This is a genomic window from Aquabacterium sp. (genome assembly GCF_016195855.1).
Lineage (GTDB): Bacteria > Pseudomonadota > Gammaproteobacteria > Burkholderiales > Burkholderiaceae_C > Aquabacterium.
Genome location: NZ_JACPYU010000007.1, coordinates 1 through 21,949, shown reverse-complemented (window position 1 = coordinate 21,949; position 21,949 = coordinate 1). Strand labels below are relative to the sequence as shown.

Annotated in this window: 17 protein-coding genes; 6 read left to right on the top strand and 11 right to left on the bottom strand. The window is 65.5% G+C overall.

Features of this window, described 5'->3' with window-relative positions; genetic code table 11:
- Positions 1-2: 2 nt before the first annotated feature.
- Positions 3-1,895 (top strand): carboxypeptidase-like regulatory domain-containing protein, encoded by a 1,893-nt coding sequence (locus HY019_RS07310; protein WP_290689709.1) that lies wholly within the window; start codon positions 3-5, stop codon positions 1,893-1,895.
- A 33-nt stretch (positions 1,896-1,928) separates the two neighbouring features.
- Here HY019_RS07310 and HY019_RS07305 read toward each other — a convergent pair whose 3' ends face one another.
- A complete protein-coding gene (locus HY019_RS07305; protein ID WP_290689707.1) occupies positions 1,929-2,726 on the bottom strand; it encodes an alpha/beta fold hydrolase in 798 nt (265 codons plus the stop codon).
- Between the two features lie 175 nt (positions 2,727-2,901).
- Here HY019_RS07305 and HY019_RS07300 point away from each other — a divergent pair, with 175 nt between their 5' ends.
- Positions 2,902-3,315 (top strand): Hsp20/alpha crystallin family protein, encoded by a 414-nt coding sequence (locus tag HY019_RS07300; protein WP_290689705.1) that lies wholly within the window; start codon positions 2,902-2,904, stop codon positions 3,313-3,315.
- Positions 3,316-3,362: 47 nt separating this feature from the next.
- On the opposite strand, the gene HY019_RS07295 is transcribed toward HY019_RS07300, so the two are convergent.
- Positions 3,363-3,833: a hypothetical protein gene (locus HY019_RS07295; protein ID WP_290689703.1), complete on the bottom strand. Its 471-nt coding sequence runs from the start codon at positions 3,831-3,833 to the stop codon at positions 3,363-3,365.
- 92 nt (positions 3,834-3,925) lie between these two features.
- Here HY019_RS07295 and mgtA point away from each other — a divergent pair, with 92 nt between their 5' ends.
- Positions 3,926-6,562, top strand: a complete 2,637-nt coding sequence (gene mgtA, locus HY019_RS07290; RefSeq protein WP_290689702.1) for a magnesium-translocating P-type ATPase — start codon at positions 3,926-3,928, stop codon at positions 6,560-6,562.
- 30 nt (positions 6,563-6,592) lie between these two features.
- Here the strand turns inward: mgtA and HY019_RS07285 are convergent, their stop codons facing one another.
- Together HY019_RS07285 and HY019_RS07280 are read right to left on the bottom strand one after the other, a co-directional pair.
- Complete coding sequence (locus HY019_RS07285; protein ID WP_290689700.1) at positions 6,593-7,018, bottom strand: hypothetical protein; 426 nt, start codon at positions 7,016-7,018, stop codon at positions 6,593-6,595.
- A gap of 126 nt (positions 7,019-7,144) precedes the next feature.
- Entirely contained in the window at positions 7,145-8,020 is an 876-nt protein-coding gene (locus tag HY019_RS07280) for a hypothetical protein (protein ID WP_290689697.1), read from the bottom strand.
- 272 nt (positions 8,021-8,292) lie between these two features.
- Here HY019_RS07280 and HY019_RS07275 point away from each other — a divergent pair, with 272 nt between their 5' ends.
- The gene (locus HY019_RS07275) at positions 8,293-9,843 is read left to right on the top strand and encodes a methyl-accepting chemotaxis protein (RefSeq protein ID WP_290689695.1); all 1,551 of its coding nucleotides are present in this window, start codon (positions 8,293-8,295) and stop codon (positions 9,841-9,843) included.
- On the opposite strand, the gene fghA is transcribed toward HY019_RS07275, so the two are convergent.
- The 3 genes from fghA to HY019_RS07260 all read right to left on the bottom strand — a co-directional run bounded on the left by fghA (position 9,844) and on the right by HY019_RS07260 (position 14,331).
- Positions 9,844-10,707, bottom strand: a complete 864-nt coding sequence (gene fghA, locus HY019_RS07270; protein ID WP_290689693.1) for an S-formylglutathione hydrolase — start codon at positions 10,705-10,707, stop codon at positions 9,844-9,846.
- Positions 10,708-10,709: 2 nt separating this feature from the next.
- Positions 10,710-11,828, bottom strand: coding sequence for an S-(hydroxymethyl)glutathione dehydrogenase/class III alcohol dehydrogenase (locus tag HY019_RS07265; RefSeq protein ID WP_290689689.1), 1,119 nt, complete (start codon positions 11,826-11,828; stop codon positions 10,710-10,712).
- Between the two features lie 817 nt (positions 11,829-12,645).
- On the bottom strand, positions 12,646-14,331 hold the full coding sequence (locus tag HY019_RS07260; RefSeq protein ID WP_290689687.1) for a hypothetical protein: 1,686 nt from the start codon (positions 14,329-14,331) through the stop codon (positions 12,646-12,648).
- A gap of 183 nt (positions 14,332-14,514) precedes the next feature.
- On the opposite strand from HY019_RS07260, the gene HY019_RS07255 reads away from it, so the two are divergent.
- On the top strand, positions 14,515-15,705 hold the full coding sequence (locus HY019_RS07255; protein WP_290689685.1) for an amino acid aminotransferase: 1,191 nt from the start codon (positions 14,515-14,517) through the stop codon (positions 15,703-15,705).
- 13 nt (positions 15,706-15,718) lie between these two features.
- Here HY019_RS07255 and HY019_RS07250 read toward each other — a convergent pair whose 3' ends face one another.
- On the bottom strand, positions 15,719-17,242 hold the full coding sequence (locus HY019_RS07250) for a methyl-accepting chemotaxis protein (RefSeq protein ID WP_290689682.1): 1,524 nt from the start codon (positions 17,240-17,242) through the stop codon (positions 15,719-15,721).
- Positions 17,243-17,694: 452 nt separating this feature from the next.
- On the opposite strand from HY019_RS07250, the gene HY019_RS07245 reads away from it, so the two are divergent.
- Positions 17,695-19,440: an AMP-binding protein gene (locus HY019_RS07245; protein WP_290689678.1), complete on the top strand. Its 1,746-nt coding sequence runs from the start codon at positions 17,695-17,697 to the stop codon at positions 19,438-19,440.
- On the opposite strand, the gene HY019_RS07240 is transcribed toward HY019_RS07245, so the two are convergent.
- From HY019_RS07240 to otnI, 3 genes are read right to left on the bottom strand one after another with little or no spacing between them, the layout of a single operon-like run.
- Positions 19,418-19,975 (bottom strand): YaeQ family protein, encoded by a 558-nt coding sequence (locus tag HY019_RS07240; RefSeq protein WP_290689677.1) that lies wholly within the window; start codon positions 19,973-19,975, stop codon positions 19,418-19,420. The two genes, HY019_RS07245 and HY019_RS07240, sit on opposite strands and share 23 nt — an antisense overlap.
- Before the next feature lie 35 nt (positions 19,976-20,010).
- A complete protein-coding gene (locus HY019_RS07235; protein WP_290689676.1) occupies positions 20,011-20,886 on the bottom strand; it encodes an alpha/beta hydrolase in 876 nt (291 codons plus the stop codon).
- 42 nt (positions 20,887-20,928) lie between these two features.
- A complete protein-coding gene (gene otnI / locus HY019_RS07230; RefSeq protein WP_290689671.1) occupies positions 20,929-21,741 on the bottom strand; it encodes a 2-oxo-tetronate isomerase in 813 nt (270 codons plus the stop codon).
- Positions 21,742-21,949 lie beyond the last annotated feature (208 nt).

Below are 21,949 nucleotides of genomic sequence, written 5' to 3'. Positions count from 1 at the left end.
CCATGGCCCACGCTCACCCTCATTCGCTCGTTCCTCGTGCACTGAAACTGACGGCCCTGGCGGCCCTGACCATGCTGGGTGCCTGCGGAGGCGGAGGTGGCGGTGGGTCTTCGGGGGCGGGCGCCAGTGCCACCTCGATGTCTGGCACCGTGGCCGTGGGGGCACCCATGGTCAATGCCACGGTCACACTCAAAGACGCCAATGGCGTGACGCGCACGGCCAGTGTCGGCAGCGATGGCGCCTACAGCGGGCTGGACGTGTCCGGGCTGACGGGGCCCTTCCGTGTGCAGGCTTGCGGCCTGGTCGAAGGCACACAAGCTTGTTACTACTCGGTGGTCACGCAAGCAGGGCGCGCCAATGTGACGCCGCTCACGAACGCCACCGTGTCGCTGGCTTTGGGACAGGATGCGGCCGCGCTGTTTGACAGCGATGCCCCCGCACCCAGTTCGAACAGCCTGGAGACGCAAAAGCAGAAGCTGCTGACGGCCCTGCAGCCGGTCATCAGCACGGTCGTGGGTTCGTCCAGCGTGGACTTCGCGACGACCGCGTTCACCGCGGACCGTACCGGCATGGACAAGCTGCTGGATGCCGTGCGCATCAGCACCGGTTCATCGGGGGGCTCGGCACCTTTCGTGCAGATTGAAGGCCGGCTCGATGGCGGCAATGTGTACATCGATCCGGGCTCGGCGCCTGCTGGCACGCTGGGTGGCGACACCAGCAAGCTCAGCGTGAACATGTCGGGCATCTCGACCGTGTTCAGCGCCTTGAGCCACGCGATCAACGCGGCGGACATCTCGACCTGCACCGGCCTCATGACGGCCAACCTGTTCGATGACGCGTTCTCGCTGAACATCGATCACGGCACGGCCTTCACCAAGAGCACGGTGCCCACGGGCCTGTGCACACTGGCTGATAACCAGGGCTTCCTGGGTGGGGTGTTCGCCGATCCGGTGATCAAGGACTGCGATTTCAGCGGCAGCGACAAGCTGTGTACCGTGACCTTCAACCTCGTCAAGGGTGACAGCGTGATGAGCGGGGCCGAGCTGGCCGTGGTGCAGCGCCAAGGTGGCAGCACCTGGCGCCTGCTGGGTCAGGACTCTGCTTATGAGATCCATGTCAACGCCACCATCTCGCGCCGCGTGCGCGTGGACCGCCTTGACATCGACCCCGTCTACACCCGCGCCATTTCGCTGGACATCGGCACCTCGTATGTGTCGGGCGTGCCTGTCATTGGCTCGGCCCGTGTCTACCAGCATGATCTGGCCGGGACCGGCTGGGAGGCCACACCCCTGGCGCAACTCAATGCAGGCGACAGCAATTGCATTGCGGCGCAAACCGAGCGCCTGACCATCGCCGGCTCCAGCTGTGGCAGCACCTGGTATCAACTGGATGGCAACAGCAACGACACGGCCGCCGCCGATGTGCTGGTCGACAACTTCTTCAAGCGTGGCCGCCAGGTCAAGATCGTGCTGTACGCGGACACGAACTACACCACCGTGCTGGACACCGTGTACAAGCGCATTGACGGTGTGCCGCTGAAGTTTGCCGATCTGCCCAGCTTCCCCTGGTTCGAGCTGGATTCGGCCACCAAGGGCAACCTGGTGAGCTACGACGGCGCATCGGCCTCGTTCTCGACCACCTTTGCCTTGAACCGCAAGGTGGGCGCCAAGGACCTGTCCTTCTACCTGGCAGGCAACCAGTCGGCGATGCCCAGCAGCCAGGAGATCATGCCTTCTGCCAGCGGCCCCACCACGACGGTGCTGAACCTCTCCAGTCACCGCCCCAGCGCCGCGAGCGATCTGAAAATCGTGTCGGTTTACGGGCGCACACCGGAGCAGATGGGGGTCGAGTCGTCGTTCATCAGCTGTAACGGCGCGACCAACTGCCCGTACTGATCGACGCCCAACCATGCGTGGAGGCCAGGCCAGTCAAGCGACGGGCCTGGCCTCTGCTGCTTTGAGGAAGTCGATCGCAGCCTGGCTGGCCTCCGCCCGCGCCTGCCAGAAGTAGCCGTGTCGGGCACCGGGCAGCAGGTGCAGCTGTGCGCCCGGTATCCGCCGTGCGAGCAAGGCCCCGTTGGCGCTGGGGTTGATGTCATCAGCGTCCCCATGGATGACCAGTGTGGGCGCCTGGATGTCGGGCAGGTCCGCCCAGGCGTCGTGGCCTTCGCTGGCCAGGTAGTGCAGGCGCTGAGCGTGAGGCGGCATCGGGTGGCGGGCGCGGTGGGCCATCATGGCCAGCCACTCGGGGTGCTGTGCGCGCCAGTCGGGCGGCACCAGCAAGTCCATCATCGCCGTCGGGTTGCCGCTGAGCAGCACGGCATCGGCCTCGGGTGAGCGCGGCACGCCGTGTGCGTTGCCGGGTGTGGTGGCGCCCAGGACCAGTGCCCCCACGCGCGCTGCATGGTCGATGCCCAGCCATTGCGCGATGCGCCCGCCCATGGAAAAGCCATAAACATGGGCCCTGGCCACGCCCAATGCATCGAGGATGCTGATGACATCGTGGGCGAAGCCGCGCGTAGACCATGCGGCCTGCCTGGGCTTGTCGCTCTGGCCCGTGCCGCGCTGGTCGTACACGATGACCTGCCAGTGTGCGGCGAAGTCCTCGCGCACACCGTCCCACATGTGGTGGTCGAAAGCCTGCCCGCTGATCAGCACCAGCGGCGGGCCGCTGCCCAGGGTGTCGTAGTACAGGCGGGTGCCGTCCTGGGCGGTGGCAAAGGGCATCGGGCATCTAGGCAGTGGGCGATGCCTCGGATTGTGGGCCAGGCCGCGCAGCTTATCGACCTTGATCAAGGTCAAGGCAGGGTGGGGCGTGCTCTTGAAAAAATAGGCGCGCCACCTATGTAGGTCTTGTCGGCATGAACATGCCCCGATGCCAACCCACTTGCAGGAGATCGTCATGAGCCAAATCAGCCGTTACAACCCCATGGATGAACTGTTCCGCGGCTTCTTCGTCAAGCCGATGGACCTGCCCTCCAATATGCCGCCGCAGCAGATCAAGATGGACGTGAAAGAGCAGGAGGGCGCCTACCTTGTGCACGCCGAGATGCCCGGCGCCAAGAAGGAAGACATCCACGTCGAGATCGAGGGCAATCAGGTGTCGATCAGCAGCGAGGTCAAGCAGGAAAAGGAAGTCAAGGACGGCGAGCGTGTGCTGCGTTCCGAGCGTTACTACGGCCAGGTGTCGCGCTCCTTCCAGCTGGCGCACGACATTGATGAAGGCCGGGCCACCGCGTCGTTCAAGGATGGCGTGCTGGAGTTGACGCTGCCCAAGAAGGCCGCGGCCAACGGCAAGAAGCTGACCATCAACTGACCACTGGGGCTGATCGAGCCGGCTATGGCTCGATCGGTGCTGCGCGCTCAGTTCTGGGTGCCGCTCAGCCCATTGAAGGCGTAGAGGCCAACCTTGTTGGCCGCATCGTCAATGGTCTGGATGATGTTCATGTAGTACTCGTTGACCGTGAAGGTGCGGCCCTTGTAGCTCACGACACCGGTGATTTCGTCCTTGCCGGCGAAGGCGCCTGCCAGCAGGCGGGCTGCGCCGTCGCGCTTGGAGAACTTGGTGATCGAGAAGACGGCTTCGTCTTCACCGTTGATCTGCTTGCCGGCGTTGTGCGCGGCGATGCTGTAACCCGCGCCGATCAGGCCAGGGATGTCCTGAGGGACGGTGCAGGCACAGTTGCTCACCACTTTCAGCTTGGGCACGCTGCTGCCCGTGGTGGCTGCGCCATTCAGGCTTTGCTTGTTGGCTGAAGGGGCCGACGCGCAGCCAGACAGGATGGACAGCGACAGCGCCAGGCCGGCTGCGCCGATGAGGGACTTCGTATTCAAGATGGGGGCTCCCTTGTGTAGAAAAAGACGAAGGCCCAAGCCTAGCAGTTCTGGTGCGCCGGCCTGGCACGAGAAAGGGGGATGATGCCCCCATGAACCACGCCACCGCGTCACCTGATGAACCCGTGCCTGGCTTGAGCGGGCTGGCCGCGCAGCCTGTTGATCAGGTGCTGTTGGCCCTGGACACCTGTGCGGAGGGTTTGAGCCAGGCGCAGGCCAGGCAACGCCTGGGCCAGTTCGGGCTGAATCAGGCCGCTGCGCCGGGCACACGCAGCATGCTGGTGCAATTGCTGCACCGGGTGGCCAACCCGCTGAACTTCCTCTTGTTCGGCCTGTCGCTGGTATCGCTGCTGACGGGCAACAGCGAGTCGGCCGTCATCATTTTCTTGATGGTGGTGCTCAGCATCACGCTGGGCTTTGTGCAAGAGCGCCGCTCTGACCGGGCCGCCGCCGCCTTGCGCGCCATGGTGCACACGACGGCCACCGTGTTGAGGCGTCAGCAGGCCGGCGCCAAGGGTGACACCAAGACGGATGGGTCGCTGTCCGGCAGCCTGCAGGAGTTGCCCATTGCGCAACTGGTGCCGGGCGACGTGGTGCACCTCTCGGCCGGTGACCTGGTGCCGGCCGACGTGTTGCTGCTGACGGCACGCGACTTCTTCGTCAATGAATCCGAGCTCACGGGCGAGTCCCTGCCGGTGGAGAAGTACGCCCTGGTCGAGCCCCCCGGTGTGGACCCCATGGCCTTGCGCAATGCCTGCTTCATGGGCACGCATGTGGCCAGTGGCTCGGCCACGGCCGTGGTGGTGCACACCGGCCCGCGTGCCGTGTTTGGCGGCATCGCCCAGGCCATGACGGGCGAGCGCGGGCCCAGCAGTTTCGACACGGGCTTGAACCGCTTCACCTGGTTGATGCTGCGCTTCATGCTGGTGATGGTGCCGCTGGTCTTCCTGATCAATGGCCTGACCAAGGGCGACTGGCTGGAGGCCTTGCTGTTCGCCACCGCCGTGGCCGTGGGGCTGACGCCCGAGATGCTGCCCATGCTGGTCACGGTGAACCTGGCCAAGGGCGCGCTGACCATGTCGCGCAAGAAGGTGATCGTCAAGCGCCTGCAGGCCATCCAGAACTTCGGCGCGATGGACGTGCTGTGCACCGACAAGACCGGCACGCTCACGCAGGACCGCATCATCCTGGAAAAGTACGTGGACCTGGATGGCCAGCCCAGTGACTGGGTGCTGGACTTCGCCTACCTCAACAGCTACTACCAGTCGGGGCTGCGCAGCCAGCTGGACCAGGCGGTGCTCAAGTACACCGAGGTGCACGAGAAGCTGCATGAAAAAGGGCAGTACCAGAAGGTCGACGAGATCCCGTTCGACTTCCAGCGCCGGCGCATGTCCGTGGTGGTGGAGGGCCAGGGCAAGCGCCTGCTGATCTGCAAAGGGGCTGTGGAAGAAGTGTTTGCGTCCTGCAAGCTGGCGGAGTCAGGCGGCGTGCACTTCGCGCTGGATGACAGCCACCTGGCGCGTGTGCAGGCCACCAGCCGCGCGCTCAATGAAGACGGCTTTCGCGTGATCGCCATCGCCTACAAGCCCCTGCCAGAAGGTCAGCCTCCCGTGACCGTGGCCGACGAGTGCGACATGGTGCTGTTGGGCTTCATCGCCTTTCTGGACCCGCCCAAGGAGGGCGTGCGCGAGGCCTTGTCGGCCTTGTCCCGCCATGGGGTGACGGTCAAGATCCTGACGGGTGACAACGAGATCGTCACACGCAAGATCTGCAAAGAGGTGGCGCTGCCTGTCGAGCAACTCTTGCTGGGCGCCGAGATCGAGGCCATGAGCGACCCGCAGCTGCAGCAGGCCGTTGCCCACACGCAGGTGTTCGCCAAGTTGTCACCCGCTCAGAAGGCGCGCGTGATCGGGGCGCTGCGTGCGCGGGGGCATGTGGTGGGCTACCTGGGGGATGGCATCAACGACGGACCGGCACTGAAGGCGGCCGATGTGGGCGTGTCGGTGGACACGGCGGTGGACATCGCCAAGGAGTCGGCCGACATCATCTTGCTCAAGAAGAGCCTGATGGTGCTCAATGACGGGGTGATCGAGGGCCGCAAGGTGTTCGGCAACCTGCTCAAGTACATCCGCATGGGGGCCAGCTCCAACTTCGGCAACATGTTCAGCGTGCTGGGTGCCAGTGCCTGGCTGCCCTTCTTGCCGATGGCGCCGATCCAGGTGCTGACCAACAACCTGCTGTACGACATCTCGCAGTCCGCCATCCCCAGTGACGAGGTGGACCGGGAAGAGCTGATGCAGCCGCGGCGTTGGGAGATCGGCAACATCGCCCGCTTCATGGTGCTGGTGGGGCCCATCAGCTCGGTGTTCGACTACGCCACGTTTGCGCTGATGTTCTATGTGTTCAAGGCGCAGGCGCCCGAGCAGGCGGCGCTGTTCCACACGGGCTGGTTCGTCGAGTCGCTGCTGTCGCAGACGCTGATCATCCACATCATCCGCACCGGGCGCCTGCCCTTTGTGCAAAGCCGCGCCAGCAAGGCCCTGCTGGGCACGACGCTGGCCGTGTGCGCGATCGGGGTGTATCTGCCCTACTCGTCGCTGGCTTCTTCACTGGGCCTGGTGGCCCTGCCTTGGCATTATTGGCCGGCGCTGGCAGCCATCCTGGTGAGCTACCTGTTGGTGACCACGGTGCTCACGCGCTGGTTGCGCCGCCGCTTTGCCTTGATGTGATGCGCTGAGGTAGAACCGTGCCCAGCCTGGTCAGCCTGCGGTGACCACATCGGTCTCCAGCAGGTGCTCGGGGCCACGGCGGATGCCGCCGCCTTCAAAGTGCGTCACGTTCTGGCGCTCGTAGAACTTCAGGGTGGCGCTGGTGGCGTGGGCCTTGCCCAGTGCCTGGCGCGTGGCGGCCACGATGCGCGCCCGCTCGGCCGGGTCGGTGACCTCATAGATCACGAAGGTGGGCGTGCCGCCAGGGCCGGGGTGCGCGTACAGGACCTTGCCCTGGCTGGTCTTGTTCACCTCGGGGCGCGGGTGGAACTGCCCGTCTTGGGCCATCACCTCGTCGGCCAGGGCATTGGCGATGGCGATGTCCTGGGTGTTGGGGATGTGAAAGGCCGTCCACAATAGAAAGGACAGCACGCAGGCGCCCACCAGGGCCACGCCGCGAATGACATGCTTGATCATGAATGAGTCAGCCAGGAGCGATGCAGGAAAGCGCGAGCATACGCCGCCGCCCTTGGTTGCCGGTTCAGGCCGCTGTGTAAAGAAGTGGCAAAGCGCGGCCGTTTCGAGCGGCCGCTTCGGGGCGCTTCAGGCGGGCTTGTCAGGGGAGGGCGGGTTGCGCTTGAGCACGGTCTGCCAGAAAAAGCCGTTCTGGAAGGCAAACAAGGCCAGCACGAGGAAGGTTTGAGAAGTGCTGTTGAATTGGCCCGCCGTGATGAAGCCCAGGAACACGATGGGCGAGATCACGATGGCCATGGCGCCGTGGCGCAGGTGTTCGCGCCAGGAGGGTTTGGCGTCGTCCAGCAGGTCGAACAGGGCCTTGGCCAGCATGCCCAGCAGCATGGCCAGGAACAGGGGGCCGTACAGCACGATCTGCTCGCTCAGACTGGCGCTCTCGGGTGGGGTGTCCAGGGTCGTCCCCGTGCCGGATTTGACCGCGGGCAGGTTGGGGGGGGTGTCTGCGTTGTCAGTGGGGGGCGCGGTGGGGGGCACCTCAGGTGGGGTGTCGGGCGGGGTGTCGGTGGGTGTCGCTGGCAGCGCTTCTGGTGGCGATGCTGACGGTGGCTTGGTGGTGGCTTTGGCCGTGTAGCCGGCCAGCTGCAAGCCCGTATCGCCCATCGATTGGCGCGCCGGGGTGCGCGGGGCGGGGCGCCACTGCTCCTTGAGGACCCAGCCAAAACGCCAGGGGTCGGTGTTGCGCGGGGCCCGGTAGCCGACCTGCGACCAGGTCTTGCTGGAAAAGCCGAAGTCCACGGCACGGTCTTGGCAAATCCACACCACGCTGTCGGCGGGCAGGCGGTCGCTCCGCGCGCCTTGCCAGCCCAGGCCGGTCACGTAGCGCGGCAACTCCTTGTAGACATCGGTGCTGGCGGTCAGCGTGGCCTTTTGTGCGCAGGTCTGGGCCTGGGCCGACACCAGCCACAGGCCAGCCAGCAGGCCTATCCATAGCCATCTGGGCAACATTGCATCCTCTTGGGTTGGTGCTTTTGGCTGTTCTACCGCAGGGTGAAATGGATGTCGAGCTGCGACTGTGCTTCTAGGGGGCGGGGTGTGGTGGCAAGGCTGCTTGCCCGTTTTCATGGCGCAAGGTGATTTATTTGCAGGCGGGATCATTTGCCATCTAAAGTCCGTTTGACCGCTTCCGAAATACCATGCGGGGAGGCGGGGTATGTCTTCCCTCTGCACGACGTTGTGCATCGCGCTTGTCCGGCGCCCGAAAACGAGGAATGCGAGCCATGAACCTGTCTGACATCAAGCTTGGCAAGAAGCTGGGCGCGGCCTTTGCGTTTGTGGTGCTGTTGAACCTGATGGTCGGCGGTTTTGCCGTGACGCAGCTGTCACGTATCAACGGCAACACGCAAGAGATCGCCACCAATTGGATGGTCGGTGTGAGGTCGCTGGGAGAAATCCGCGACGCGCTGGCCGAGTTCCGGCGTGCGGAGTCCCTGGTTCTGATGCTGGACAGTCAGCAAGAGCGTGCAGGCGAAGAGGCGCGCATGGCCAAGGCCAAGAAGCAGGTCGAGGATCTGATGCTGGTGTATGAGCCGACCGTCACCACGCCGGGGGAGCGCCAGCTGGTGGAGCGCTTCAAGCAACAGTTGAGCGCCTATTACGCCGCCAATGACAAGGTGGTGGCGCTCTCGCGAGAGGGGGACGCAGGTGTGATCGAAGCGCGCAAGGCTTACAAGACCAGTTCCAGAGAGGCTTTTCGGGCTGCACGTGCGACCTTGAATGAAGACATTGACTACAACAACAAGGGGTCGGATGGCGCCTACAAGGACGCTCAGTCGACCTATGCGCAGTCACGTGCCCTGGTGATGGCCTTTCTGGTTGGCGCCGTTGCGCTGGCGTCGTGCCTGGCGCTGTGGATCACGCGCATGGTGACGCGGCCCGTGAATGAGGCGGCCGAGGTGGCTCGGCGCATTGCCGATGGTGATTTGACGGCCCGACTGAATGTGGCTGGTCGTGACGAAATCGGGAACCTGATGCGATCGCTGTCCGACATGAAGGACAACCTGTCGCAGATGGTCAGCGGGGTGCGCATGGGGGCCGAGAGCGTGGCCACGGCCAGCTCGCAGATCGCCCAGGGCAACCAGGATCTGAGCCAGCGCACGGAAGAGCAGGCTTCGGCACTGCAGCAGACGGCGGCCTCCATGGAGCAGTTGGGTTCGACCGTCAGCCAGAACGCCGAAAGCGCCCGCCAGGCCAATCAACTGGCCAATGGGGCCTCGACCGTGGCCGTGCAAGGTGGCGAGGTGGTGAGCCAGGTGGTCGAGACCATGAAGGACATCAACGAGAGCTCGCGCAAGATCTCCGACATCATCACCGTGATCGATGGCATCGCCTTCCAGACCAATATCCTGGCGCTCAATGCCGCCGTGGAAGCGGCCCGCGCCGGTGAGCAGGGCCGTGGCTTTGCGGTGGTGGCCGGCGAGGTGCGCAACCTGGCGCAACGCTCCGCCGAGGCGGCCAAGGAGATCAAGTCCTTGATCAATGCCAGCGTGGAGCGCGTGGAGCGTGGCTCCTCATTGGTGGACCAGGCCGGCGCCACCATGCAGGAGGTGGTGACCGCGATCCGCCGTGTCAATGACATCGTCGGTGAGATCAGCAGCGCCAGCACGGAGCAGAGCTCGGGCGTGTCCCAGGTCAGCGAGGCGGTGAGCCAGATGGACCAGGCCACGCAGCAGAACGCCGCGCTGGTGGAAGAAAGCGCCGCCGCCGCCGAGAGCCTGAAGCTGCAGGCTCAGCAACTGGTGCAGGCGGTCTCGGTTTTCAAGCTGCGTTGATCAGGCTTGTGCCAGGGCTTGGGCGTGGTGGGCCAGGTGGTCTGCCACGAAGCTCTGGATGAAGTAATAGCCGTGGTCATAGCCTTCATGTCGACGCAGGGTGAGCGGCTGGCCGATTCGGGCACAGGCGGCTTCAAATTGCTCGGGGTGCAGCTGCGTGGGCAGGAATTTGTCGGCCAGGCCCTGGTCGATCAGGATGCCATCCGGGTAGGGTGGCATGGGGTACTCGCCCATCAGCGCGCAGGCGTCGTGTGCGGCCCAAGGCCCCCGATCCGGGCCCAGGTATCCGGTGAAAGCCTTCTGCCCCCAAGGGCACTGTGAGGGGGCGGCAATCGGGGCGAAGGCCGATACCGAGCGGTACAGGCCGGGGTTGCGCAGCGCCAGGGTCAGCGCACCGTGGCCGCCCATCGAGTGGCCGAAGATGCCGACGCGGTCCATGTCCACAGGTAAGTGGTGCTCTACCAGGGCGTGCAACTCCTGCGTGATGTAGCGCTCCATCTGCCAATTAGCGTCCCATGGGGCCTCGGTGGCGTTCAGGTAGAAGCCGGCGCCCACGCCGAAGTCCCAGTCATCGGCTTCGCCATCGATCTCCGCGCCGCGTGGGCTGGTGTCGGGCGTGACGATGGCCAGGCCCAGGCGGGCTGCATGGGCTTGCGCACCGGCCTTGATGGCGAAGGTTTCTTCCGTGCAGGTCAGGCCCGCGAGGTAGAACAGCACGGGCACCTTGGCACCCGGCTCCAGCGCCTGCGGCGGCAGGTACACACCAAACTGCATGGGCAGGCCGATGGCGGCCGAGGCGTGGCGGTAAAAGCGCTGCACGCCGCCAAAGCAGCCGTGTGCGCTGAGCAGTTCCAGCGTGCTCATGGTCAATAGATCACGACAGAGCGGATGGACTCGCCGCGCTTCATCAGGTCAAAGCCTTCGTTGATCTGGTCCAGGCGCAGCTTGTGCGTGATCAGGCTGTCGATGTTGAGCTTGCCGTCCATGTACCAGTCCACGATTTTTGGCACGTCGGTGCGGCCGCGTGCGCCACCGAAGGCCGAGCCCTCCCACTTGCGGCCGGTCACCAGCTGGAAGGGGCGTGTGGCGATCTCGGCACCGGCTTCGGCCACGCCGATGATGATGGAGCGGCCCCAGCCCTTGTGCGTGCACTCCAGCGCCTGGCGCATCACCTTGGTGTTGCCGATGCACTCGAAGCTGTAGTCGGCGCCGCCATCGGTCAACTGCACGATGGCATCGACGATGTTGCCGCCCGCGGCTTCGATGTCCTTGGGGTTGAGGAAGTGGGTCATGCCGAACTGGCGGCCCATGGCCTCGCGTGCGGGGTTCAGGTCCACGCCGATGATCTTGTCGGCGCCCACCATCTTGGCACCCTGGATGACGTTCAGGCCGATGCCCCCCAGGCCGAAGACGACCACATTGGCGCCGGCTTCGACCTTGGCGGTGAACAGCACGGCACCCACGCCGGTGGTCACGCCGCAGCCGATGTAGCAGATGGTCTCGAAGGGGGCGTCTTCACGCACCTTGGCCAGGGCGATCTCGGGCACCACGATGTAGTTGCTGAAGGTGGAGGTGCCCATGTAGTGCAGGATCGGTTCGCCATTGAGCGAGAAGCGCGAGGTGCCGTCGGGCATCAGGCCTTTGCCCTGTGTGGCGCGGATCTTCTGGCAGAGGTTGGTCTTGCGGCTCAGGCAGAACTTGCACTCGCGGCATTCGGGCGTGTAGAGCGGGATGACGTGGTCGTTCTTGCGCAGGGACTTGACGCCCGGGCCCACGTCCACCACCACGCCAGCGCCTTCGTGGCCGAGGATGGCGGGGAAGAGGCCTTCGGGGTCGGCACCGGAGAGGGTGTAGTAGTCGGTGTGGCAGATGCCGGTGGCCTTGATCTCGACGAGCACTTCGCCTTCGCGCGGGCCTTGCAGGTCGAGTTCTTCAATGGTCAAAGGGGCGCCGGCTTTCCAGGCGACTGCGGCTTTGGTTTTCATCTTGGGGCTCCAGGGCATGGGTGGTCGTGATGACCTGCACTATTCCACAGCTTGGGGGCTTCTTTGGTGGGGGGCTTGAAAAGGGGTGTTTGGTTGAGGTGCGCTTTGTCGGGGGAGCGCGAGGTGGGGGCTGAGCCGGCATCTGGCCAGGCTTCATGTTGACGGTCCTGCCGCAGGCAGGACTGCCCTCGGTGCTCGTGACGAGGTGGGGCCCTTCAACTCGCTACGCGGCTGCGCCGCCGCGCTCAAACAAATCGGGCCAGTCAGTTGACGAAGCACGCTGCGCGTGCCCACCTCGCCACTGCGCGTCTCGGCGTCACCAAGGCGCCCGGCCAGATGCCGGCTCAGCCCTTATCCACCTCGCTCGTGGCGTGCGCAGGTTGTTGTCCTGGCGGATGGGGCGATTCTGGCGGCGATGCAACAACATGGTTGCCGTTGCCGTTGCCGTTGCCGTTGCCGTTGCCGTGACTGTTCCTGCCGTTGCGTCACCCTTCGCGGCGCCAACAGCCGTGGCGGTGCTCAAGCGGGGCGATCAAAGGCTGAGGGGGTATGCGGCGGGGCGCCTTGGGGACGCCGCGCAGCGCAGGGGCAAGGTGGGCGCGCGCAGCGCGCTTCGTCATCTGACTCGCTGGCGTTGTTCGACCGGAGCGGCCGTCAGGGCGCGCAGGAAGTTCGCCAGCGCCACCTTGCCGCGAGCAGCACAGGGCAGTCCTGCCGCAGGCAGGACCGTCAACATGAAGCCCGGACGCATGCCACCTCGGCCGCGCCCCGCGCTCATGCCGAAGCGCTCAGTCAGCCGCGCTCAGACTGCCGCGCCTCACATCAACAACACAGGCGACAGATAGCCTTGTTGAATCAGCTCGTCATGCGCATCGTTGCTGCCCGAAGGCAGGGCCAGATCGGAGTTGAAGCTCTGACCCTCGGTGCCACCCAGGCTGCCATCCCCATTGGCATCAAAGCGCATGGTGCTGCTGGCGCTGCAACTGTTGGTGGGCGCGTAATGCACGCGCGAGGTGCCCAGTGCCCAGTCCGTGGCGCTGCTGCCCAACGTGAGCTGCTGGTACTGGTAGGCGTTCTGCACCGTCTTGGTGGCGCCTGGGCCGCTCCAGTTGCAGACCATGCCGCGCAGGGTGCCATCCGTGTTGCTGATGTCGTCGGTGTAGCCATGGAACAGGGCCAAGGTGCGCGCTTGCGTGCCGGTGTCCAGCGTGCCATGACCGGCAAACAGGCGTGCGCGGCTGATGCCACCCAAAGGCAGATCCTGCCAGGCATAAGCAAAGTCGCTGGTCTGGGAGGACACAACGATGTCGTTGGCCATGCGCATGAAGCCCTGGCGCCAGCCCAGCGTGCTGCCGCGCAGGTTGCTGGCCAGGAACACGGCAGGGTCCAGCTCGCCCGACATGGCCGTGGCGGCCAGTTCTTCAAACTGATCGGTGTTGCTGCTGCCATTGCCGCAGTACTGCCCGGCGCGCAGGCGCAGGCTCAGCCATTGGTCCTGGCGGTTGTAGCCCAGCGAGATCAGGCGGGCGACTTTGTAGCGCGCGCTGCTGTCCATGTGGTCGATGCAGCCGATGCTGGCGTCCGTGCTCAGGTAAGACAAGGCCAGGCGCAGCACGCCCGCATAGTGCGCATCGGTGTCAGCCGGGGTGTGCAGCACCGTGATCTCCAGCGCCTGGGCGCCGGCGCCGCTGCCGCGTTGCAAGAGCAGGCGGTAGGTGTATTCGCTGCCATCGGTGTTCAGGGCCACGCTGGCGGCCTGCACGGTGGCGCCGCTCAGCAGCGGCGTCAACAGCGTGCTGGCCTTGCTGCTCAGGTCCACCGTGCTGCCCGTGGCGGGCAATGGCACGTTGGTGTCAGCAGCCACAGCCTGGCGCAGGGCGGCCATGAGCAGGGTGGCCTGGTGGGCCTGGGCACTCAGGCCCTGGGTCTGGGCGGCCAGTTCGGCGGCGGCGCAGGCCTGGCTGGTGCTGGGGTCGGTATCACGCCAGATGGCGACCTCACCCAGTGGCAGCGTGCCGTTGGCGCCGCTGGCGTTGTCATGGTTGAGGTAGGCCACGCTCTGGCCATAACAGGCCGCATGGCTGCGCGCCGCGGTGTCGAACAAGGCGGGCACGTTGACCAGCGCAGCGCCCGACAGGCTCAGGCGGCCCGTGGCCACGGCGTCCGCCTGGCTGGCAACCACGGCTTGCTGCGTGGTCATGGTGGTATGCAGGCCCAGGTTGTCCACGCCCATGGCGCCACTGACCACCGCACTGCTGCTGGCGAGCACGGCGGGCGAGCCCACGGACATGCCAATGGGGAAGGGCCAGGGCGAGGTCGCGGCCGAGCCCGCGTTGGCGCTCCCTGCGGCTTCATTGCCCCCGCCGCCGCCCCCACCGCCGCCACAGGCGCTCAGCAGTGAAACGGCCGCAAGGGATGCGGTTGCCAGACCACGCCAAACTGCACGTTGGGTCAGAGAGAAAGAAGGTTGGGAAGGGCAGAACGAGCGGAAAGGTGTGTGCATGAGAAGGCTCCAGGCGCAGGCCAGCGGCAATACACACGATGCCGCGAACCGCCCGGTCGCGATCTGCCATGAACAAGGGCGTTTGGGCGCTTTTTCGTCATTCAGGAATCCGGACGAGTCCGGGCCTTGGCGATAATGCGGTCCGTCCATCTGCGTTTATCTGCATTCCCCACAAGGCAACCCATGTTTCAGCACGTTGATGCCTACCCAGGCGACCCCATCCTCACGCTCAATGAGGATTTCCAGAAAGACCCGCGTCAGGGCAAGATCAACCTGAGCATCGGCATTTATTTCGACGAAGAAGGCCGTCTGCCCGTGATGGCCACCGTGCGCGAGGCCGAGTCCGCCATGCTGGCCAGCATCGGCCCCAAGCCTTACCAGCCCATGGCCGGCGCGGCCAACTACCGCGAAGCCGTGCAGCACCTGCTGTTTGGTGCCGATCACGAAGCGGTCAAGAGTGGCCGCATCGCCACCTTGCAGACCCTGGGTGGCTCGGGCGGCCTGAAGGTGGGCGGTGACTTCCTCAAGCGCTACTTCCCCGACTCGCAGGTGTGGGTGAGCGACCCTACCTGGGACAACCACCGCGCGATGTTCGAAGGCGCGGGTTTTGTCGTCAACACCTACCCGTATTACGACGCGGCCACGGGCGGCCTGCAGTTTGACGCCATGCTGGACACGATCAAGGCCTTGCCCCAGCACAGCATCGTGCTGCTGCATGCCTGCTGCCACAACCCCACCGGGGTGGACCTGAGCGTGGCGCAATGGGCCGAGCTGATCCCCGTGCTGCGTGACCGCCAGTTGTTGCCCTATCTGGACATCGCCTACCAGGGCTTTGGCGACGGCATCGACGAAGACGCCCATGCCATCCGCGCCCTGGCTGATGCCGGGGTGCCCTTCTTCGTGGCCAACTCGTTTTCCAAGAGCTTCTCGCTGTATGGCGAGCGCGTGGGCGGCCTGAGCGTGGTCTGCCCCGACAAGGACCAGGCGGGCCGGGTGTTTGGCCAGCTGATGTCGGCGGTGCGCCGCAACTACTCCAGCCCGCCCACCCATGGTGGCCAGATCGTGGCGCGCGTGCTGCAGACGCCTGCGCTGCACAAGTTGTGGGCCGATGAGCTGGGCGCCATGCGCAGCCGCATCCAGCTGATGCGCCAGCGCCTGTATGACGGCCTGGTGCAGCGTGTGCCCGGCCGTGACTTCAGCTACTTCATCAAGCAGCGCGGCATGTTCAGCTACACGGGCTTGAGCGCCACGCAGGCCGACATCCTGCGCGAGCAGCATGGTGTGTACGTGCTGCGCTCGGGCCGCATGTGCGTGGCGGGCCTCAATAACAACAACGTGGACCGCGTGGCCGAGGCCCTGGCGGCCGTGTTGTAAGGCCGGTCCGGGCTCAGAACGCGCCGGCCACCCTGAAGCGGCTGACCACCAGGGACAAGGCATCGGCCTGGTCCTTCAGGCTGCCAGCCGCAGCGGCCGACTCTTCCACCAGCGCGGCGTTTTGCTGCGTCATCTGGTCGAGCTCGGACACCGCCGTGTGGATGGTGCCCACGCCCTGCGTCTGCTCGGTGGTGGCGTGCGCGATCTCGTGGATCAACGAGGCCACCTTCTCGACCGAGGCCACGATGGACTGCATGGTCTGACCTGCGTCGTGCACGAGGCTGGCACCGGACTCAACCTGCTCGGTTGAGGCCTGGATCAAGGTTTTGATCTCGCGCGCGGCCTGGGCGCTGCGTTGTGCCAGCGTGCGCACCTCACCGGCCACCACGGCAAAGCCGCGGCCTTGCTCACCGGCGCGGGCGGCTTCCACGGCCGCATTCAAGGCCAGGATATTGGTCTGGAACGCGATGCCATCGATCACGCCAATGATGTCGGCGATCTTGCGTGCGCTGGCATGGATGGCCTCCATGGTGTGCACAACCTGCGAGACCACCTCGCCACCGCGCTGAGCCTGGCTGGACGCCTCGGCGGCCATCTCTTGCGCCGAGGTGGACGACTGCGCGTTGTGCTGCACCGTGCTGGAGAACTGCTCCATCGACGAGGCCGTGTACTGCAGCCTGGCCGATGCCTGTTCGGTGCGCACACTCAGGTCCATGTTGCCGGCGGCGATCTGCTGGCTGGCCATGGCCACGTTGTCCACGCTGTGGCGCACCTCGCCCACCGTGTGGCCCAGGCCTTCGCACATGTGCTGCATGGCCTTGAGCAGGCGGGCGATCTCGTCACGCCCACGGGTCAGGATGTGGGGCGATTGCCCTGTGGCCAGGTCACCTGCTGCAATGGCCTCGGCCCGCCTGACCGCCACTTGCACGCCGGCGCTCAGGTCGCGTGCCGTGATCTCGATCAGCCCCCACAAGAACAGCGCCGTGACCAGCACCAGGCCGATGGCGGTGAAGGCCTGCGCCCGAAAGGCTGCCTGCACATCATCGAGGTACAGGCCCGAGCCCAGCACCCATCCCCAAGGGGCAAAGCCCTTGACATAAGACACCTTGTCCTGCGGCGCTTCCATGCCCGGCTTGGGCCACTGGTAGGTCACGAAGCCTTGCCCCTGCGTGCGCACGGTGTCGACAAAGGCCTTGAACAGGTAGACGCCGTTGGGGTCCTTCATGTTGCCGACATCCTGCCCATCCAGCTGTGGCTTGATGGGGTGGTGCACCATGCGGGGGCTCATGTCGTTGACCCAGAAGTACTCGTTGCCGCCGTAGCGCAGCTTGTCCAGGGCGGCCAGCGCCACCTTCTGCGCCTGCAGCTCGTTGAGCTCGCCCGCTTCCTGGCGTGCATGAACCCACTGCAGCGTCGAGTAGGCGACCTCGACCGCCTGCCTCACGGACGTCTGCTTGTCGGCGAGTTGCTGCTGGTAGCTGGACCACATCAGCGCGCAGGCCACGCCGATCACACCGACCACGGCCAGCAGGGCCATGGCCCGCAACCGTGATGCGACGCTGAATTGTCTGAACCAATTGAACATCTTGAGAACCCGTTGGTGAGAAGACTGCTGGTGCCAAGGGGATCGCATCTCCGCCTGAGAGGTGCTGGATCTCCGGGCGGCTCCTGGGCGGCGTGTGGCCACCCAGTCAAATCATCTTCATGGAAAGGGTCTTTGCCCGGTGATGAGAAATGAGGGCAGAAATGACGCTTTGTGATGGCGGGCCACACAGCTTGTCCGGATTCGCCTGGCCAGAGGGGCCAAACCCTGGCCGTGACCTTTTGTTCTCATGGAGATCCCATCCCCAGGGAACCCCGGTAGAGGGCCATTCGGATCAGTGTCAGGATGTAGCCAGAACCTGTCTGCCCGGCCGCGCCGCACAGTGTGTTGGTGATGTTGTAAAGGTCGTGCTTGATTTCCTGAAAACCTATACACATCAACAGGTTATGGAAAAGATCTGGCTGAAGCAGTATCCGCCGGGCGTCCCTCACACGATCGACACCTCGGCCTACCGCTCCCTGGTCGAGTTGCTCGACGAGGGTTTGACACGGCATGCCAGCTTGCCGGCCTACCGCTTCATGGGGCGGGCCTGGACCTTTGCGGACATCGCCGTGGCCTCGCGCTACCTGGCGGCTTACCTGCAAGGGCTGGGGCTGCAGCAGGGCGACCGCGTGGCCGTGATGCTGCCCAATGTGCCGCAGTACCCCGTGGCGGTGGCGGCCATCCTGCGGGCGGGCTTTGTGGTGGTCAACGTCAACCCGCTGTACACCCCGCGCGAGTTGGCGCACCAGCTCAAGGATTCGGGCAGCAAGGCCATCGTCATCCTGGAGAACTTCGCGCACACCCTGCAGGAGGTGCTGCCGGCCACCCCCGTGCGACACATCGTGACCACGGCCCTGGGCGACATGCTGGGGGCCATCAAGGGCACCTTGGTCAACCAGGTGGTGCGCCATGTGCGCAAGCTGGTGCCGCCTTTTGACGTGCCGGGGGCCGTGCCCTTCAACAAGGCTTTGCGCCTGGGCCACGGGCAAACCTTCCGGCCCGCCTCCCCGGGCCCCGACGATGTGGCCGTGCTGCAGTACACCGGCGGCACCACCGGCGTGAGCAAGGGTGCCATGCTGCTGCACCGCAATGTCATCGCGGCCATGCTCTTGTCCGAGGCCTGGAACGACACCCTCTTCAAGCAGGTGTCGCAGCAAGAGCAGTTCACCTTCGTGGCCGCCTTGCCGCTCTATCACATCTTCGGTTTTTCAGTGAACCTGATGCTGGGCCTGCGCCTGGGCGCGTGCAACATCCTGATCCCCAACCCGCGTGACATCCCCGCGATGTTCAAGGAGCTGTCGCGCCAGCGCTTTCACAGCTTCCCGGCCGTGAACACGCTGTTTGCGGCCATGGCACGCCACCCTGATTTCGACACCGTGGACTGGAGCGCGATGCGCCAGTCGGTGGGGGGGGGCATGGCGGTGCAGCAGGCCACGGCCAAGCTCTGGCGTGACCGCACCGGGCTGATCATCTGCGAGGGTTATGGCCTGTCCGAGACCACGGCCGGTGTCACCTGCAACCCGGGGCAGCAGCCGGCTTTCACGGGCACCATCGGCCTGCCTTTGCCTTCCACCGACGTGGTCATCCTGGACGAAGCTGGGCGCGAGTTGCCGCTGGGTGCGGCCGGCGAGCTGGCTGTACGCGGGCCGCAGGTCATGGCGGGCTACTGGCAGCGGCCAGATGAAACCGCCCTGGTCATGACCGCCGATGGCTTCATGCGCACGGGCGACATCTGCGTGATGGACGAGCGCGGCTACATCAAGCTCATCGACCGCAAGAAGGACATGATCAAGGTCTCGGGCTTCAATGTGTACCCCAACGAGATCGAGGACATGGTCTCGCTGATGCCCGGTGTGCGCGAGTGCGCGGCCATCGGCATCCCCGATGAACACTCGGGCGAGGCCGTCAAGCTCTTCATCGTGCCCGACAGGCCCGGGCTGACCGAGCAGGCCGTGCGCGAGTACTGCGCGCAGGTGCTCACCGGCTACAAGCGCCAGCGTGTGGTGGTGTTCACGCAGGACCTGCCCAAGACGGCCATCGGCAAGGTCTTGCGCCGGGCGCTGCGTGACGAGGCGTTCGCCGCCGGGGCCACGGCCGCCGCCGCATCCGAGGAGGCTGCCAAGGAGGTTACTGAGGCCCCATCAGCTTGATGGGGGTGATCTCGATGGTCTGCTCGCCATCGTTGATCCAGGCGGTGCCATCCTGCACCGTGAACTGCAACTGCATGGTGCGCTTGGACAGGGCCGCCAGAGCCTGGCTCTGCTCGGTGGGGATTTGCCAGACGGTCAGGTTCTGCGGGCGCGTGAGCTTGTTGGCGATGTTGTCCCACCAGACCGGCGTGCTGCTCTGGAAGGCATAGACGCTGACCTTGCGGGCGCGGCCACAGGCTTTCATGATGCGCTTGTCATCGGGCTGGCCCACTTCGATCCAATGCAGGATCTCGTCAGAGAAGTTCTTGTGCCACATTGCGGGCTCGTCGGGCTCCCACATGTCCTTGGCCAGCTCCAGCGTGCCTTCCTTGGTGTCGGCCGGCCAGTTCAGGGCCATGGCCAGCACGCGGATCATCATGCGTTCGTCGGCTTCAGAAGGGTGCCGTGCGATGGTCATGGACGGATCGGCATAGACGTTGCGGTCCATGTCGGCCAGCTGCAACTGGGCTTTGAAGATGGTGGCTTTGAGCGCCATGATGTCGGTCTAACGGAAAACAGCAAAGACTGCGATCATCCTCCAAAAACGCGGCCCAGCCAATCGCCCATCACCTGGAGCACCTCGGCCTGCTCGACTTCATTGAAGATTTCGTGCGAGAGCGTGTGGAAGGGCTGGCTGCTGACCAGGGCCTTCGGTGCCGAAGTGGCAAAGGCGACCGAGCCTTCGGGTTTGACACAGCGGTCCTGCCCGCCCCACATGATCAGGGTGGGGACGGTCCACTTCGGCGCGCGCTGGCGCACGTTCTCGCCGGCCGCCAGGATGAACATGGTCAGGCGGCCGGTGATGCGATCGTGCACCAGCGGGTCGGCCATGTAAGCCTTGACCGTGGCCGGGTTGTTGCACACCCACTCGGGCTTGAGGCCGTTGCCCACGGGCACATCGGGCGTGAGCTTGCCGATGGTGGCCAGCAGGCCGCGCTGCACGGCGCTGATGGGCACGTCCAGCGCGGGGGAGGACAGCACCAGGCCATCCACCGGGCGCGACCAGGGGGCGGCTTCGGTGGGTTGGGCCAGGGCAGACACGAAGCGGCCCGCGATGGCGCCACCCAGGCTGTGCCCGACGATGATCAGGCGCTGGCCAGGGTAGGCCGCGCGCGTGGTATCTACCACCTTGGCCAGGTCGTGCAGGAAGTCGTCGCCGTGGGCGAGGCCGCCGCGCTTGCCGGGCGAGCGCCCGTGGCCGCGGTGGTCATAGCCCACAGCCGCCCAGCCGTGTTCGTTGAGGTAAGCCGCCACGTGCGCATAGCGCAGGCAATGCTCGCCCAGGCCATGCACGAGGATGGCCACGCCGTGGCTGAGCTGGCCGGCGGCCAGGGGCCAGTGTTGGGTGACCAGGTCCAGCCCGTCACGGGTGCGGACGGTGGCGGGGAAGGCGGTGGAGGCACTCATGGCTGGGGTCTCGCTCGATGGCTGGGTGGTTGGTGGGGGGCGTCAAAGGCTTTGGGCTTGCAACCAGCCCAGGCCGGCGGTGGTGCCGGCGCGTGGTCGGTATTCGCAGCCGATCCAGCCTGACCAGTTCAGGCGGCGCAGCTCGTCGAAGACCCAGGGGTAGTGCAGCTCGCCCTGATCGGGCTCGCCGCGATCGGGTACGGCGGCGATCTGAAGGTGGCCCACGCGGCCGGTGGGCAGGTATTGGCGCAGCTTCATGCTGACGTCGCCCTCCACGATCTGGCAGTGGTAGAGGTCCATCTGCACTTGCAGATGTGGCGAGCCGATGTCGCGCACCAGCTTGTGGGCCTGCGCCTGGTGGGTCAGCAGGTAGCCGGGCATGTCACGAGGGTTGATGGGCTCGATCATCAGCGTGCGGCCGTGGGACTGGGCCTGGTGTGCGGCCCATTGCAGGCGCTGGGCATAGCGGGCCCAGGCGGCATCACGCTGTGGCGCCTCGCACAGGCCCGCCATCACGTGCACACGGGGGCAGTTCAGCTCGCCGGCCAGATCCAGTGCCGACAGGATGCTGGCCTGGAACTCGGGTTCGCGGCCGTCGAGGCTGGCCAGGCCGCGCTCGCCTTGGGCCCAGTTGCCGGGGGCAGCGTTGAACAGTACCAAGTCCAGCCCGTTGTCGCGCAGGCGCGCAGCCACTTCGGCTTGCGGGTGTTCGTGGGGGAAGAGGCATTCCACGCCTTTGAAGCCATCACGCGCGGCGGCCTCGAACCGGTCCAGGAAGGGCAGGTCGGTGTAGAGCCACGACAGGTTGGCAGCGAACTTCAGCGGTGGTGGTGTGCTGGTGGCGGGGGTGGACATGGGCTTGAGGGCGCGATGTTGCAGACGGGCTGCAAGAAGGCGTTAGGGTAGCCCAAAAGGTGCGAGGTTCGGTGGTGTTGGGGTTCTTGCCTGGGGGGGCGCTTTGTCGGGGGGGCGCGAGGTGGGGGCTGAGCCGGCATCTGGCCAGGCTTCATGTTGACGGTCCTGCCGCAGGCAGGACTGCCCTCGGTGCTCGTGACGAGGTGGG